This window comes from Pseudomonas sp. PA-1-6B, assembly GCF_021609545.1.
Lineage (GTDB): Bacteria > Pseudomonadota > Gammaproteobacteria > Pseudomonadales > Pseudomonadaceae > Aquipseudomonas > Aquipseudomonas fluorescens_BV.
Map to the genome: position 1 here is coordinate 23,756 of NZ_WJZM01000056.1, position 14,285 is coordinate 38,040.

Genomic DNA, 14,285 nt, shown 5'->3' on the forward strand with positions numbered 1-14,285 from the left:
AGGCAGGCTCTGGGGTGTGCAATATTCCCATCGCCGTGTCAGGTATTTTTTATGTCGCTACGCGTCTGCATCCTGGAAACCGATATTCTGCGTCCCGCTTTGATCGATGAGTACCAAGGCTATGGGCAGATGTTCAAGCGCCTGTTCGCCAAGCAACCGATAGCCGCCGAGTTTGTGGTCTACAACGTGGTGCAAGGCGAGTACCCGCCGGATGACGAAGTGTTTGACGCGTACCTGATCACCGGCAGCAAGGCCGATTCCTTCGGTACCGACCCCTGGATCCAGAGGCTCAAGACCTACCTGCTCACGCGTTATGAGCGCGGCGACAAGCTGCTGGGCGTGTGCTTCGGCCATCAGTTGCTTGCGCTGCTACTGGGCGGCAAGGCCGAACGTGCCAGCCAGGGCTGGGGCATGGGCACCCACGCCTACAAGCTGGATGCCAAGACGCCATGGATGAGCCCCGAGGTGCCGGAACTGACGCTATTGATCAGCCACCAGGATCAAGTCACCACCTTGCCGGAAAACGCCACCGTGATCGCCTCCAGCGAATTCTGCCCGTTTGCCGCGTATCACATTGGCGACCAGGTGCTGTGCTTCCAGGGCCATCCGGAGTTTGTTCATGACTATTCCCGCGAGTTGCTGGAAATACTTCAGACAACCCTGGGTGAAAAGATCTACAGCAAAGGCGTGGCCAGCCTGGATCGCGACCACCACGGCGTGACCGTGGCGGAATGGATGATGCGCTTTGTGGCGCACCAACCTGAAGCCAAGGCTTAAAGCCAGCCCGAACGCTTGAAGCTGGCCCATAAACCGGTACAGCCCAAGGTAATAAACCCGAGTACCGCAAAATAGCCGTAGTGCCATTGCAGCTCGGGCATGTTCTGGAAGTTCATCCCGTAAATCCCCGCCACCGCCGTGGGGAACGCCAGGATCGCCGCCCACGCGGCGAACTTGCGCTGCACCACGCTCTGGCGCGAAGCCTCCAGCAACACACCGATCTCGATGGTCTGGCTGGCAATGTCGCGCAGGGTGGTGAGGTCTTCCATCTGTCGCGTAACGTGGATTTGAACATCACGAAAATACGGGCGCATGTTCTTGTCGATAAACGGGAAGCTGAGCTTCTGCAACTCTTGGCTGATCTCCACCATCGGCGCCACGTGCCGCTTGAGCCGCAACACATCGCGGCGCAGGCCGTGGAGATGCTGGATATCGCGCTCGTTGAGCGAACTACACAGCACGTTACGCTCCAGCTCATCAATCTCGGCGTGGATCGCCTCGCTCACCGGCTGATAGTTTTCGGTGACAAAATCCAGCAACGCATAGAGTACGAAATCTTCCCCATGCTCCAGCAACAACGGGCGCGCCTCACAACGCTGGCGCACAAAACCGTAGGACGCCGAGTGGCCGTTGCGTGCGGTGATGATGTAGCCGTTGCCGGCAAAGATATGGGTTTCGATAAACTCCAGCTTGCCGTTCTCGCGCACCGGTGAGTAGGTGACGATAAACAGCGCGTCGCCGAAGGTTTCCAGCTTCGGGCGGCTGTGTTTTTCCATGGCGTCTTCAATCGCCAGCTCGTGCAGGTTGAACTGGCGTTGCAGGTTGTTCAGTTCCTGGGCGCTGGGTTCTTCCAGGCCGATCCACACAAAGTGCCCAGGTTTGGCGGCCCAGGCCGCGCCTTCATCGAGAGTGATTTCCGAGATTTTCTTACCGGCGCTGTAGACGGCAGCCGCAACAACTCTACCCATGGTGCTGATCACTTCTTATCAAGAGGACAGATGTTGGGCAGCTTAGCCTGAATGGCGTTCCGTTGTTGCTCACCGATATACCCGTTCCCCTGTGGGAGCGGGCTTGCCCGCGACAATCGTCAACGATAAGGCGGCGCCATCAGATGGGACCGTCGTCGCTTATACGTTTTTCGCGAGCAAGCTCGCTCCTACAAGCTCACGGTCCATCTGTGCAATGCATTCATCCATCTGCGTCTGACACGTCAGCAGCAACTGAGGGATGTCATCCACCGTCAACCCACAGGTAGGAATCGGCGGCAACGAGCGTATCAGCACACTGCCGCTGTCCCAACGATTGAGCTTCATCTGCGTCACGTAATTGCTGACACACACCTGCACGATAGGCACACCGGCCGCAATCGCCATATGGAACGCGCCTTTCTTGAACGGCAACAACCCTTTGCCCAGGTTGCGCGTACCTTCCGGGAACACCCAGATTGACGTGTCCTCATGCTGCAAGGTATGCGTGGTCGTCAGCATCGCACGCCGGGCCTTGTGCGCATTGCCACGGTCGATCAGCACATTGCCCGCCAGCCAGAACAACTGGCCGAACAGTGGTACCCATTTCAGGCTTTTCTTGGCGATGCAGACCGTGCGGTGGGGCACTACATTGCCGAACACAAACAAATCGTAATTGGACTGATGGTTGGCGATCACCACGCACGTACCGGGCTTGTCGCGCAGCGAGTCGACGTCGGTCTTCACGTTCAAGCCCAAGATCCGCATGGCCGGCAACGCATAGAGGCGAGCGCAGAGACGGCTGTTGTCCGGGTTGAACGGCCGGCACACACCGACCAGCACACCCAGCACGCCAGCGATCATAAAATGCAGGCTCATCAACAACATACGCAACAGAAAAAGCATCGACACGGCCCATCGGGACAAAAGGTGGCGCAGTGTACGGATGTGCACTGTATTCGGCAATTGCCCCTACAGACGTAGGAGATAGCCGATGTTTAAGCGCATGTTTCCACATGGGCCGATAACGGCTAGCTAGAGCGGCTACGGACGTTTCACATTTACAGGTAAGAAAAAGCCCGACTCAAGGTCGGGCTCAGGCACAGCAGGGGTGGGACTTAGCTCAGGCTATGGCCCTGATCCTGGATGATTGCATCGTCCAGGGCTTCGAGCAGCGCGCGGCGTACTTTCAACTTAGTGTGTTTGTGCGCGTTCATATTGATCTTCTTCAGCTGCCGCGCCGCTTCCAGTGCTGCAGCGTGCAGTTCTTCGGGTGCCACCACCTTGTCGAGGAAACCGGCGTGCAGGGCGCCTTGCGGATCAAACATCTCGGCATTGATCACCGAACGCTGAAACGCCGACTTACGCAGGCGATCCCGCGCCAACTCGATACCGGCATGGTGCATGGTCATGCCAATCGCCACTTCATTCAGGCCAATGCTGAACGGGCCTTCGACGCCAATCCGATAATCGGCCGACAACAACAGGAACGCGCCCTTGGCCACCGCATGCCCAGGGCAGGCCACGATCACTGGGAACGGATGCGCCAACATCCGCCGCGCCAGGGTCGAACCCGAGGTCACCAGGCTGATTGCCTCTTTAGGGCCGGCCGTCATCACCTTCAAATCATAACCACCCGACAAAATCCCCGGCGCGCCCGTGATGATCACCACCGCCCGATCCTTCTCGGCCTGATCCAGCGCCGCATTAAACTCACTGACCACCGCCGGAGAAATGGCATTCACCTTGCCGTTGCTCAGGGTCAGGGTCGCGATACCGTCTTCGAAGTGGTAGGCAATCAACTCACTCATGACGCGGTTCCTTGTAGGGCTTGTTATAGAGATAGATGCGCAGACGTTACTCACCACGCCCGTGCGGGTAAAGCGCCGTGACTGACTACCCAGTCAGGCTTTTCCTGCATCCCCAAGGGTAGACGCCCCGGAGCAGGGCGCAGCAAGCGCTCCAGACGCGTGCCGCCGATGCCTGAGAATGGCACAATCACCACCCCTTGCCGGACGGTGAATGGCATAACGGTCTAACCGCATGAAAATTCTGAAAAAAACCTTTGCCATCAGAAAGGCTTTCGACTACATTAGCGCGCCTCGACAGACTGAACTGGTTTGACGAGATACGGTGAAGTGTCCGAGTGGCTTAAGGAGCACGCCTGGAAAGTGTGTATACAAGAAATTGTATCGAGAGTTCGAATCTCTCCTTCACCGCCAAATTCGATGTAAACAAAACCCCTGGTTTCGAAAGAAACCAGGGGTTTTGTGATTTCTGGGGTTTGAAAAGTACAACTTTTATCAGCTCAGTTGTCTGGCCTTTCAGTCTGCGGCCCCATGACGTCACACCCTATGCCTAAGCCCGCCCTCAATGCCTATGCCGATGATGCACATCCGGAAAGTGCGCATGGCTATGTCTCATCACTCCATGTGCATGCACTTGGCTATGAGGCACCTTCGAGTCCCACTCAAACCCATGCTCATGTTGATGATGCTCATCATGCACATGCCAATGCCCATGTTCCGTTGCCTCATGCAGATGCTCATGGGCATGCCGCTCCGTCAGGTGCAGCCACACGCCTACGGCCATCAGCGCCGAGGCAATCCAGAAGGCCACGGTCACCGATTCGCCAAATACTAGCAACGCCACTGCAGCACCGAGAAAAGGTGCCGTGGAGAAGTAAGCGCCGGTGCGCGCGCTGCCCAGCCCGCGGAGGGCCAGCACGAACATCACCAGGCTGATGCCATAGCCGAGGAAACCTACCAGTAGAATCGGCGCCAATTGCGCCATGCCGGGAATCTGCGCCCCGAGGTAAAGTGCCAGGCTGCAATTGACCAGCCCCGCAATCAAGCCTTTGGCACCTGCGATAAACAATGCGTCAGACGCGGACACTTTGCGCGTGAGGTTGTTATCGATCCCCCAGCACAAACACGCCAGCGCAACGGCAAGCGGTCCGGTCCAGTCCTGGCGGCTGCCGTCGGCACCGGACCATGACAACACCACGCCGCCCAGCACAATGGCAAGCATGCCGAGGACGATGCGTCGGTCGGCGTTTTCGCGGAACACAACCCAGGCGATCACGGCAGTCAGTACCGACTCAAGGTTGAGCATCAGGGAGGCGCTGGCGCTGGTGGTACGGGTCAGGCCGAACATCAATGCAACGGGGCCGAGGATGCCGCCGAAGGCGATGGCGCCGAGTAGCCAGGGCCATTCCGATGGGGTTAGCCCGGTAGGTTTCCAGCCGCGATCACGGATCAAGCGCACACCGGCAAGGCCGATGCCGCTGCCGAGGTAGAGCAGGCCGGCGAGCAGGATGGGCGAGAGGCTTAGGCCAAGGCTTTTGGCCAGTGGGGTGCTGGCGCCGAACAGGGCGGCAGCCGCGAGGGCGTAAATGATGCTGAGGTTCATGGGCCATCCTCGAAAGTCAGGCCCATAATACGTCGCTTACCGGGGTCAGCGCCCTGGCAATTTCGTACTTTATTGCGCGGTTTTCAGCTTGATCACATCACCGGAGATCTTGGTGGTGTAGCCATTCAATACCCAGGCCCAGAACCATTTTTCCTGCACTTGAGTGTTGATCAATGCGTCGCCGCCCTTGGCCTTGATGGCTGCATCCTGGGCGCGCACGAAGCGGTTGTTCTGGCCGATGGGGATAACACCCAGCAGCATGATGCCGGTGGCGCTGGCTTCGCTGTGGCCCAGCACGGTGTATTGGCTGGCGTCGTATTGCTGGGTTTTCATGGCGGTGCCGGTGCAGCCTGCCAGGGTGAAACCAAGTACGGCTGCTGCAACGACTTTACTGACGTATTTCACTCATAACTCCATAGGTTCAATCTCGAGATTCAATTCTCGGGGGGCGACACTCTAAGCGCTCAGTTGGCAGATTGAAATCAATCAGCGAGGCTGTGATGCAGATGACTCAGTCTGGCGCGTGCTCTGCGGTGATCCCATCACAGCCTCGCTGGGGCTCGACAGCTCCCACATTTGCTCTTCGGCGTGTCATAGATGCAACCACGACGGAATGAGGTGCGCTGATTTTTCACCAGCGCAGCTGTCTCAAGCCTGTACGTAACGGCGTACAACCGCCCATACACCGCGAGGTTGATCACCACCACCACAGCTCCCAGCAGCAGTTGGATATTGGCAGTCAGCCCGGCGGGGTAGATCAGCGTCAGGATGTAGTGCTCGATAAACCCACCGCCATAACCATCCTGCCCGGCCAAGTGGCGAAACAGGTTTTCCCAACGGGTAAGCGGGCAGGGCAGGTGCAGCACCTCTACCGCGATGCCCCAGGCAACGGCGGGCAGGTGCAGCCACATTATCCGGGGCCACTTCAGGGTGAGCAGGCCGCCGAACAGCACGAACAGGATAAAGGCCAGGTGGAACAGCACGAGGCCGTCGGCGGCTAGGCGGTAGAGCATGTTTGAGCTCGATGTGAGGTGAAGGGATACGTGAATTTTTGCAGCGTGCCGTTATAGCTCCAGTTGACTGGCATTGATACCGAACGCCTTGGCTATCTTTTCTCGCGTGGTGCGGCGGGGTTTGCTGACCGCTTCCTGCTGGGCAAATGCCGATTGTGAAATACCCAGGCGTCTGGCGACTTCTTCCTGAGTCAAGCTCAGGTGCTCGCGCCACGCGCGAATAGGTGTTGCGCCATCCACCAGGCGGCTGACTACCGCATGGGGGATCAGGTTTGGATCGTTTTGCTGCGCCACATAGTGTTCATAGGGAATCACCACATAGGCTGGCTTGCCCTGCGTATTGTGGATGATCTGTACGGCAGTAGGTTCGCTCGTCACGTTTTTTAACCTCTTGGATGCTGACGACCTGGATGCTGCCGTCCCAGTCGAAAAGGACCCGGTAATGACCTACCCGCAAGCGATAGCTGTGAGGATGGTTAACCAGCGCCTTGACGTTGATTGCATCGGGCATGTGTTCAAGAGCGGACACGGCATCGCGTACCTGTTGCTGATGATACGAATGCAACCGAAGCAATTGTTTGACGGCTTTTCGCGTCCATTGGATTGAATTCATGGGAGGTTAATAAGTCTTTTATAAGGTTTGCAATCGGTATTTTCAGATCCGCGTCAACGGGTCATGACGTTTTCCTCTCAAACCCTAGACGGCCGCCGTCAGCGCTGACGGGTAAAACTGTTGCGTGGTATGAATCAACGGATGGTCCACGAAGGTTGCTTGCAGGCAACGAGGGCCGTTATTGTGCTGAATCCTTTTAGTCCTCGCCCCAAGGTTGTGTTGTGATGAATGCACCGCGTAACGCTGTCCCGATCAAGGCCGTGATTTTCGATATGGACGGGTTGTTGCTGGATACCGAAGGCATCTACACCGAAGTGACGCAGATTATTGCCGAGCGCTATGGCCGTACCTACGACTGGGGCATCAAGCAGCACATCATCGGGCGGGGTGCCCAGGATTTGGCCGATTACGTGGTCAAGGCACTGGACCTGCAGATCACGCCCGCCGAGTTTCTGGAAATACGCGAACCGCTGATGAGCGAGCGCTTTCCCAAGGCCCTGGGCATGCCCGGTGCCGAGGCGTTGGTGCGGCACTTGAAGGCGCACAATATTCCGATTGCGGTGGGCACCAGTTCATCGCGTAACTCGTTTGGCCACAAGACCACCCTGCACCGTGAATGGTTTGGCCTGTTCGACACCATCGTCACCGCTGACGACCCGGAAGTAGGCGCTGCCAAGCCCGCGCCGGATATCTTCCTCACCGCCGCGCGCCGGTTGGGTGTAGCGCCTGAGGATTGTCTGGTGTTCGAAGATTCGCCGTTCGGCGTGACGGCGGCGAAGGCTGCGCACATGACCGCTATTGCGGTGCCCGATGAGGCGATGGCTGACAGCAAGTACCAGCATGCTGACCAGATTATTCGCAAGCTCGCCGACTTTGATTTGGCGGCCTATGGCTTGCCACCCATGGCCTGACCCCGCGTGGTCAAAAATGTGGGAGCTGGCTTGCCTGCGAAAGCGGTAGTGCAGTGACAGATGTGGCTCTGACACACCGCCTTCGCGGGCAAGCCCGCTCCCACATTCGGTTTGCGGTTTTGCAAAATCAGGCGCTGAAACCACCATCGATGGTCAGGCTGGCGCCCGTGATATAGCCGGCTTCCGGCCCGGCCAGATAGGCCACAAAACTGGCAATCTCCTCCACATGCCCATACCGTCCCACCGCCATCAACCCGATCAGACTTTCGGCAAAATCACTATTCGCCGGGTTCATATCGGTGTCCACCGGCCCAGGCTGCACGTTGTTGATGGTGATGCCCCGTGGCCCCAGGTCCCGCGCCAATCCCTTGGTCAACCCCACCAGCGCCGCCTTGCTCATGGCGTAGGGCCCGCCACCGCCAAAGGGCATGCGTTCGGCATTGGTGCTGCCGATATTGATCACGCGGCCACCTTCGCCCATATGCTTGGCGGCTTCCTGGGTGGCGATAAACACGCTGCGTACGTTGATCGCCAAGGTCTGGTCGAAGTCTTCCAGCTTGAATGCTTCCAGCGGCGCGATGGCCAGCACGCCAGCGTTATTTACCAGGATATCCAGGCGTCCAAACGCCTCGACCGTGGCGTTGACCGCAGCGCGAATCGCCGTGGCATCGGCGCTGTCGGCGTGAATCGCCAGAGCCTGCCCCCCTGCGCTGATCACCTCGTTCTGCAGTGTTTCAGCCTTGGCGGCCGAGCTGACGTAGGTAAAGGCAACCGCTGCCCCCTGGGCGGCGAGGCGCTTGACGATGGCGGCGCCGATGCCGCGGGAACCGCCTTGAATCAAGGCGACTTTGCCGGTGAGGTTGTGTGTGGTCATGTCGATCTCCGAGGTAGTTGATGGAGCGAGTATCGACCTCACCCGCGCTGCTCGGTAGCCCGTGGTTACTATAGTCTGTGTAAACCAAAAGTTTAGAGTATGGCGATATGGAAAGCTTTGGCAGTATCGAATGCTTTGTGCGCAGCGCCGAGGGTGGCAGCTTTGCCGAGGCTGCTCGGCATCTGAGCCTGACCCCGGCTGCGGTGGGTAAAAGCGTTGCCAAGTTGGAGGCGCGCCTCGGTGTGCGGCTGTTCCAGCGCAGCACTCGGCGTCTGGCGCTGACCGAAGCCGGCAAGATGTTCCTGGCGGAAGTCAGCGGCAGCCTCACCACCATTCAGAATGCGGTCGCCAACCTGGCCAGTGCCGAAGGGCGGCCGGTGGGCACGCTCAAGGTCAGCATGGGACCAGTGTTCGGTAACCGGTACGTGGTGCCGTTGCTGGGCGAATTTATGCGGCGCTATCCGGATATCAGCCCGGACTGGCATTTCGATAACCGCCAGGTCGACCTGATCGGGCAAGGCTTCGATGCGGCTATTGGCGGCGGGTTTGAGCTGCCCCAAGGCGTGGTGGCGCGCAAGTTGACCCCGGCGCACCGGGTGCTGGTGGTGTCGCCGGATTACCTGGCGCGGCGCTTGCCGGTACGGGCGCCCGACGACCTGTCGCACTGCCTTGGCATCTTGATTCGCTCGCCGCAGACAGGCCGGGTGCGTTCATGGCAACTGACCCATCGTGAGCGCGAGCACAGCCCACTGGTACTGAAGCCGGCCATGACCATGAGCGACTCCGAAGCCGCTTGCTGCGCCAGTGCCCAGGGCCTTGGCATCGCGCTGGTGAGCATGCCGATGGCAGTGCCGTTCCTGGACAGCGGTGCGTTGGTTCGAGTGTTACCCGATTGGTATGTGGACGACGGCAATATTTCCATCTACTACGCCGAGCATAAATTGTTGCCGGGCAAGACGCGGGCGTTTGTGGATTTCATTATTGAGCAGTTCGCCGAGCAAAAACTGGCTCAACGGTTCAGTGCCATCTGAGCAGGGCCTTACATCGAGTCGTGGCCATCACGGGCAAGCCCGGCTCCCACATTGGATTGCGATCACTGTGGGAGCCGGGCTTGCCCGCGATGCAGGCGCATCGGTCTACCGTCCGAACTTGCCCGGCCAGCCGATGACCTTCTTCGGCCTCGGTGTCGCATAAGTCCTGACCTTCGAGGTCGACAACCCCAACCGCACCAACGACTCGGCCACCATCACCGCCGCCGTCACCCCGTCCACCACCGGCACCCCGGTGCGCTGGCGAATCTGCTCGTCCAGCCCGGCCATGCCGCCGCAGCCCAGGCAGATCACTTCGGCCTTGTCGTCGCGGATGGCCAGTTCCGCCTGGTGCACGATGGCCTCCATGGCTGCCAACGGGTCTTCTTCCAGCTCCAGCACCGCCATGCCGCTGGCGCGCACCGAAGCGCAACGCTGGTAGAGGCCGGCGAGTTTCAGCCGGTCTTCAATCAGCGGCACCGTGCGGTCCAGGGTGGTCACCACCGAGTAGGCGTGCCCCAGGAACATCGCGGTGCTGGCCGCCGCTTCGGTGATATCCACCACCGGTACATTGAGCAGTTCCTGCAAGCCTTCACGGCCATGTTCGCCATAGCCGGCCTGGATCACCGCATCAAAGGGCTGGTCGTAGGCCATTACCCGATCCATCACGGCGATGGCTGCCAGATAACTTTCAAAGTTGCCTTCCACCGATTCTGCGCCGAAGTACGGGGTGAGCCCGACAATCTCGGTGCCCGGTGAAGCCACGGCCCGTGCTTGCTGGGCGATGGTGTCGGTGATGGATTCGGTGGTGTTGACGTTGACCACGAGGATACGCATGGAAAGTCCTTGTTTAATGACTGACGTTATCGACGGCGATGCTTTCGCCGCTGACATCGGCGTAGTGCGGCTGACGCTTGGCAATCAGCAGGTACAGCAACCCGGCAATGCCGGCGCCAAACAACCAGGAAAACGGCGAGACGCTGGCAAACCCCGGCAGCAGCGCCAGTAAGATGGCGATCACCGCCGCAGGAATAAACGCCGCCACGGCGCGCATATTCACGCCTCGGCTGTAGTAATAAATGCCTTGGGGGTCTTCGCTGTACAGCTGCGGTACATCCACCTGGCTTTTACGGATCAGCCAGTAATCGACCATGATCACGCCGTACAACGGCCCCAGCAGCGCGCCGAGGCCAGAGAGGAAGTACACGATCACCAACGGGCTGTTGTAGAGATTCCACGGCAGGATCAGCACGGCAACGAAGGCGCTGATCAGCCCGGCGCGCCGGAAGTTCAGGTACTTGGGCGCCAGGTTGCTCAGTACAAAGGCCGGGGCGACGAAGTTGGCCATGATGTTCACCGCCACGGTGACGATCAGGAAGGCCAGGCAGCCGAGTACCAGAAAGAAGGTGTTGGGGATTGCCGCGATGATTTCGGTCGGGCTTTCGATCACGCGGCCATTGAGCTGGAACTGCCCGCCGCACAGCAGCACGGTAATCGCGGCGAACACCAGGATATTGACCGGCAGGCCCCAGAAGTTTCCGACCTGGATGGTCTTGCGGCACGGCGATGAACGCGCGAAGTCGCAGAAATTGAGGATCAGGGTGCCGTAGATGGCCAGCCACAGCGCGCCGCCGGCAAAGATATTGCGCCACATCTCGCCGCCACTCAGGGGCTCGCGGATCGACCAGGCAATCTGCCCGTTCGCCTGGAAGTACATCCAGCCGGCCAGTGCGGCCACGGTCAGCAGTATCACCGGCCCGGCGAAGCCTTCATAGCGACGTACCATTTCCATGCCGTAGGCGAGGATCACCAACTGCACCAGCCAAATCGCGACAAAACACGCCCAACCCAGGGTCGACAGGCCGAGAATCGAGTCGTGGTCATAATCGGCAAAGCCTGGATGAATGGCGGTCAGCAGCACGCGGAAAACTACCGAGGCCAGGTAGGTCTGGATCCCAAACCAGGCAATCGCAATTACCGCCCGAATCAACGCCGGAATCTGCGCCCCGTGAATGCCAAAACTGATGCGGCTGATAACCGGAAACGGCACACCGGTCTTCTGCCCCATATACCCCGAGAGGTTCATGAAGAAGTACACCAGTGCTGCGCCGATCCCCAGAGACAACAATATTTGCCAGCCGCCCAAACCCAATGCGTATAAACCGATGGCAAATGAATAGTTGGCGATGTTGTGCACGTCATTGGTCCACAACGCAAAAATGCTGTAGCGCCCCCAGCGTCTGCCCTCGATTTTGGTGGGGGCCAGGTCCTTGTTGTGCAGGCGTGGGCTGAGTACCAGCGGGCCGGGGCATGCAGCCTTGGGGTGGAGGGTAGAGGAGGGCAGATCCAGCGCGATATTGCTCGAAAGACTTGTACGCATTCGGCAGGCTCCAGCACATCCGCGGCAAAGCGGCGGACGGCAAAGTGTATGTAGGTTTTGTATTGATTGTATACAAGGCGTACTTCTGCCTAAGCCATATGCGTGCCAATTCTGGATATATGAAAAGCTTGGATAATTTCGTTTTTATATAGCTTGCGAATAAATTACTGAATTACAAACGTTATAAATTGACCGTTTGAACAGGTATTTATTTGTTTGTTAATTGCAGGGCTATTTATAGACAGCGCCATTGGCGCAGGGAGATGTTACGTTTTGGTGCGTTGTACATTAAGTTGCACACAAAAATGGCACTTATGGTTACAAGGTTGTGTACAAGATTTATCCCGCCCAAAAGCAGATATCGCATTCTGTAGGAGCGAGCTTGCTCGCTCCTACAGTGGCGGTGGCATCAGAGGCTCAAGCCTTGCTGATGATATTCCCCGCATGCAGTCCGCATTCTTTCTGCGTGGCTTCTTCCCACCACCAGCGGCCTTCGCGCTCATGCTGGTTCGGCAATACCGGGCGGGTGCAGGGCTCGCAGCCGATGCTGATAAACCCACGCTCATGCAGGCTGTTGTAAGGCAACTCCAACATGCGGATATAACCCCACACCTCTTCGCTGGTCATCTGCGCCAGCGGGTTGAACTTGTACAGGGTACGTTCCGGGGTGGAGAACGCCGTGTCGATTTCCAGCGCCGCCACCTGGCTGCGGGTGCCGGGGCTCTGGTCGCGGCGCTGGCCGGTGGCCCAGGCGCTGACACCTGCGAGCTTGCGGCGCAGCGGTTCGATCTTGCGGATGCCGCAGCATTCGCCATGGCCGTCCTTATAGAAGCTGAACAGGCCTTTCTCTTTGACGAAGGGCTCCAGCTTGCTCGGGTCTGGCGAGATCAGCTCGATGTCGATCTTGTAGAACTCACGCACCTGCTCGATAAACCGGTAGGTCTCCGGGTGCAGGCGGCCGGTGTCGAGGCTGAACACCTTGACGTTCTTGTTCAGCTTCCAGGCCATGTCCACCAGGACCACATCCTCGGCACCGCTGAAGGAAATCCACAAGTCATCGCCGAACTGGCTGAACGCCAGCTTGAGAATGTCCTGGGCAGACTTGTTGGCATAAGTCGTGGCGAGTTCAACGACGTCGAAGGCTTGGTTCATCAGGACGGTTCCTACAGGTCAGTGGCGCTGAGCGCTCTCTAGGAGGGCGATGGTATCAAAAACTGTCCCGCGTTGCGGCGGCGGGCTTGAGTCGCTAGAGTTCGGCAGTCATTTTGCTCGCTCAGCTAACAACATCTAACAGGAGTGTCGTGTGGAAATTGCCTGCCTTGACCTGGAAGGGGTACTGGTTCCGGAAATCTGGATCGCCTTTGCCGAGAAAACCGGCATTGAGTCCCTGCGGGCCACCACCCGTGACATCCCCGACTACGACGTGCTGATGCAACAGCGCCTGCGGATCCTCGACGAGCATGGGCTCAAGCTGGCCGATATCCAGGCCGTTATCGCCACGCTCAAGCCGCTGGACGGCGCCATTGAGTTCGTCAATTGGCTGCGCGAGCGCTTCCAGGTGGTGATCCTGTCCGACACCTTCTATGAGTTCTCCCAGCCGCTGATGCGTCAGCTGGGTTTCCCGACCTTGCTTTGCCACCGCTTGATCACCGATGAAAACGATCGGGTGGTGAGCTACCAACTGCGCCAGAAAGACCCCAAGCGCCAATCGGTGCTGGCATTCAAGACCCTCTACTACCGCGTGATCGCTGCCGGTGATTCCTACAACGACACCAGCATGCTGGGTGAAGCTGACCGTGGGATTCTGTTCCATGCGCCGGACAATGTGATTCGCGAATTCCCGCAGTTCCCGGCGGTGCATACGTTTGAAGACCTGAAGAAAGAGTTTATCAAGGCGTCGAATCGGCAGTTGAGCCTGTAAGTTATGCGGCGCGGCTGATTGCCCCATCGCAGCATAGGTATCTACACAACTTTGGGTCGGTGCTGGACCTGTGGCGAGGGAGCTTGCTCCCGTGACGGCCTGACAGCCGACGCATCTCTACCTGACACCCCAGGATCTAAATGTGGGAGCTGGCTTGCCTGCGATGGCGGCCTGACAGCCGACACTGTTATACCGAGTACATATCCATTCCTGCGGTAACGGCCACTTAGGGTTCCGCTTTTACAGCGGCTCACTTTTGAAAACGTGTACGGACCGGACACATGGTTGACACCTGTGCGGGGACATAGTGGACACATTATGCCCCGTAGTCAGGGTTGTTTACGTCGAAGGTCCGTAGAAATTGATGGCAGAAATAGACGTCAAACAAGCCA

At 58.5% G+C, this 14,285-nt stretch carries 15 protein-coding genes, 1 tRNA gene and 2 pseudogenes; 5 read left to right on the forward strand and 13 right to left on the reverse strand.

The genetic code is table 11. From position 1 onward, the window contains the following. Nucleotides 1-51: 51 nt before the first annotated feature. On the forward strand, nucleotides 52-777 hold the full coding sequence (locus tag GIV35_RS22025) for an amidotransferase (RefSeq protein ID WP_236264587.1): 726 nt from the start codon (nucleotides 52-54) through the stop codon (nucleotides 775-777). Here the strand turns inward: GIV35_RS22025 and GIV35_RS22030 are convergent. The 4 genes from GIV35_RS22030 to GIV35_RS22045 all read right to left on the reverse strand — a co-directional run bounded on the left by GIV35_RS22030 (nucleotide 774) and on the right by GIV35_RS22045 (nucleotide 3,771). Continuing rightward, nucleotides 774-1,745, reverse strand: coding sequence for a magnesium and cobalt transport protein CorA (locus tag GIV35_RS22030; RefSeq protein ID WP_223024153.1), 972 nt, complete (start codon nucleotides 1,743-1,745; stop codon nucleotides 774-776). The two genes, GIV35_RS22025 and GIV35_RS22030, sit on opposite strands and share 4 nt — an antisense overlap. Before the next feature lie 159 nt (nucleotides 1,746-1,904). Then, a complete protein-coding gene (locus tag GIV35_RS22035; RefSeq protein ID WP_198714497.1) occupies nucleotides 1,905-2,648 on the reverse strand; it encodes a 1-acylglycerol-3-phosphate O-acyltransferase in 744 nt (247 codons plus the stop codon). Nucleotides 2,649-2,860: 212 nt separating this feature from the next. Continuing rightward, nucleotides 2,861-3,553 carry a crotonase/enoyl-CoA hydratase family protein gene (locus GIV35_RS22040; protein ID WP_236264588.1) on the reverse strand — a complete coding sequence of 231 codons (693 nt, stop codon included), beginning with the start codon at nucleotides 3,551-3,553 and terminating at the stop codon, nucleotides 2,861-2,863. A 50-nt stretch (nucleotides 3,554-3,603) separates the two neighbouring features. After that, nucleotides 3,604-3,771 (reverse strand): hypothetical protein, encoded by a 168-nt coding sequence (locus GIV35_RS22045; protein ID WP_155290843.1) that lies wholly within the window; start codon nucleotides 3,769-3,771, stop codon nucleotides 3,604-3,606. A 103-nt stretch (nucleotides 3,772-3,874) separates the two neighbouring features. Between GIV35_RS22045 and GIV35_RS22050 the strand changes: the two genes are divergently transcribed. Beyond that, nucleotides 3,875-3,964: transfer RNA gene (locus GIV35_RS22050), tRNA-Ser, on the forward strand. Nucleotides 3,965-4,112: 148 nt separating this feature from the next. Here the strand turns inward: GIV35_RS22050 and GIV35_RS22055 are convergent. The 5 genes and pseudogenes from GIV35_RS22055 to GIV35_RS22075 all read right to left on the reverse strand — a co-directional run. Then, on the reverse strand, nucleotides 4,113-5,153 hold the full coding sequence (locus GIV35_RS22055) for a DMT family transporter (protein WP_236264589.1): 1,041 nt from the start codon (nucleotides 5,151-5,153) through the stop codon (nucleotides 4,113-4,115). A gap of 69 nt (nucleotides 5,154-5,222) precedes the next feature. Beyond that, complete coding sequence (locus tag GIV35_RS22060; RefSeq protein WP_003193349.1) at nucleotides 5,223-5,558, reverse strand: hypothetical protein; 336 nt, start codon at nucleotides 5,556-5,558, stop codon at nucleotides 5,223-5,225. A 243-nt stretch (nucleotides 5,559-5,801) separates the two neighbouring features. After that, nucleotides 5,802-6,166 (reverse strand): annotated as a pseudogene (locus GIV35_RS22065) (DUF2784 domain-containing protein). Between the two features lie 51 nt (nucleotides 6,167-6,217). After that, a complete protein-coding gene (locus GIV35_RS22070) occupies nucleotides 6,218-6,544 on the reverse strand; it encodes a helix-turn-helix domain-containing protein (RefSeq protein WP_047711582.1) in 327 nt (108 codons plus the stop codon). Further along, nucleotides 6,528-6,779: pseudogene (locus tag GIV35_RS22075) on the reverse strand (type II toxin-antitoxin system RelE family toxin); the annotation flags it as partial. The gene GIV35_RS22070 and the pseudogene GIV35_RS22075, both read right to left, overlap by 17 nt. A gap of 224 nt (nucleotides 6,780-7,003) precedes the next feature. Here GIV35_RS22075 and GIV35_RS22080 point away from each other — a divergent pair. Further along, nucleotides 7,004-7,690: an HAD-IA family hydrolase gene (locus tag GIV35_RS22080; protein WP_236264590.1), complete on the forward strand. Its 687-nt coding sequence runs from the start codon at nucleotides 7,004-7,006 to the stop codon at nucleotides 7,688-7,690. A 127-nt stretch (nucleotides 7,691-7,817) separates the two neighbouring features. On the opposite strand, the gene GIV35_RS22085 is transcribed toward GIV35_RS22080, so the two are convergent. Next, on the reverse strand, nucleotides 7,818-8,564 hold the full coding sequence (locus GIV35_RS22085) for a 3-oxoacyl-ACP reductase family protein (RefSeq protein WP_057701055.1): 747 nt from the start codon (nucleotides 8,562-8,564) through the stop codon (nucleotides 7,818-7,820). A 107-nt stretch (nucleotides 8,565-8,671) separates the two neighbouring features. Between GIV35_RS22085 and GIV35_RS22090 the strand changes: the two genes are divergently transcribed. Next, complete coding sequence (locus GIV35_RS22090) at nucleotides 8,672-9,595, forward strand: LysR family transcriptional regulator (protein ID WP_236264591.1); 924 nt, start codon at nucleotides 8,672-8,674, stop codon at nucleotides 9,593-9,595. Nucleotides 9,596-9,700: 105 nt separating this feature from the next. On the opposite strand, the gene GIV35_RS22095 is transcribed toward GIV35_RS22090, so the two are convergent. The 3 genes from GIV35_RS22095 to GIV35_RS22105 all read right to left on the reverse strand — a co-directional run bounded on the left by GIV35_RS22095 (nucleotide 9,701) and on the right by GIV35_RS22105 (nucleotide 13,124). After that, nucleotides 9,701-10,429, reverse strand: coding sequence for an aspartate/glutamate racemase family protein (locus GIV35_RS22095; RefSeq protein ID WP_057701053.1), 729 nt, complete (start codon nucleotides 10,427-10,429; stop codon nucleotides 9,701-9,703). A gap of 13 nt (nucleotides 10,430-10,442) precedes the next feature. Continuing rightward, a complete protein-coding gene (locus GIV35_RS22100) occupies nucleotides 10,443-11,972 on the reverse strand; it encodes an NCS1 family nucleobase:cation symporter-1 (RefSeq protein WP_198714504.1) in 1,530 nt (509 codons plus the stop codon). 417 nt (nucleotides 11,973-12,389) lie between these two features. After that, nucleotides 12,390-13,124 (reverse strand): phosphoadenylyl-sulfate reductase, encoded by a 735-nt coding sequence (locus GIV35_RS22105; RefSeq protein ID WP_105227814.1) that lies wholly within the window; start codon nucleotides 13,122-13,124, stop codon nucleotides 12,390-12,392. Nucleotides 13,125-13,275: 151 nt separating this feature from the next. On the opposite strand from GIV35_RS22105, the gene thrH reads away from it, so the two are divergent. Further along, on the forward strand, nucleotides 13,276-13,893 hold the full coding sequence (gene thrH / locus GIV35_RS22110; protein ID WP_014719505.1) for a bifunctional phosphoserine phosphatase/homoserine phosphotransferase ThrH: 618 nt from the start codon (nucleotides 13,276-13,278) through the stop codon (nucleotides 13,891-13,893). Nucleotides 13,894-14,285 lie beyond the last annotated feature (392 nt).

What these genes read in the sequence shown, in the direction of transcription:
- GIV35_RS22025 (WP_236264587.1), top strand. Translation starts at nt 52, where the DNA reads ATGTCGCTACGCGTCTGCATCCTGGAAACCGATATTCTGCGTCCCGCT.
- GIV35_RS22030 (WP_223024153.1), bottom strand. Translation starts at nt 1,745, where the DNA reads ATGGGTAGAGTTGTTGCGGCTGCCGTCTACAGCGCCGGTAAGAAAATC.
- GIV35_RS22035 (WP_198714497.1), bottom strand. Translation starts at nt 2,648, where the DNA reads ATGCTTTTTCTGTTGCGTATGTTGTTGATGAGCCTGCATTTTATGATC.
- GIV35_RS22040 (WP_236264588.1), bottom strand. Translation starts at nt 3,553, where the DNA reads ATGAGTGAGTTGATTGCCTACCACTTCGAAGACGGTATCGCGACCCTG.
- GIV35_RS22045 (WP_155290843.1), bottom strand. Translation starts at nt 3,771, where the DNA reads ATGCCATTCACCGTCCGGCAAGGGGTGGTGATTGTGCCATTCTCAGGC.
- GIV35_RS22055 (WP_236264589.1), bottom strand. Translation starts at nt 5,153, where the DNA reads ATGAACCTCAGCATCATTTACGCCCTCGCGGCTGCCGCCCTGTTCGGC.
- GIV35_RS22080 (WP_236264590.1), top strand. Translation starts at nt 7,004, where the DNA reads ATGAATGCACCGCGTAACGCTGTCCCGATCAAGGCCGTGATTTTCGAT.
- GIV35_RS22085 (WP_057701055.1), bottom strand. Translation starts at nt 8,564, where the DNA reads ATGACCACACACAACCTCACCGGCAAAGTCGCCTTGATTCAAGGCGGT.
- GIV35_RS22090 (WP_236264591.1), top strand. Translation starts at nt 8,672, where the DNA reads ATGGAAAGCTTTGGCAGTATCGAATGCTTTGTGCGCAGCGCCGAGGGT.
- GIV35_RS22095 (WP_057701053.1), bottom strand. Translation starts at nt 10,429, where the DNA reads ATGCGTATCCTCGTGGTCAACGTCAACACCACCGAATCCATCACCGAC.
- GIV35_RS22100 (WP_198714504.1), bottom strand. Translation starts at nt 11,972, where the DNA reads ATGCGTACAAGTCTTTCGAGCAATATCGCGCTGGATCTGCCCTCCTCT.
- GIV35_RS22105 (WP_105227814.1), bottom strand. Translation starts at nt 13,124, where the DNA reads ATGAACCAAGCCTTCGACGTCGTTGAACTCGCCACGACTTATGCCAAC.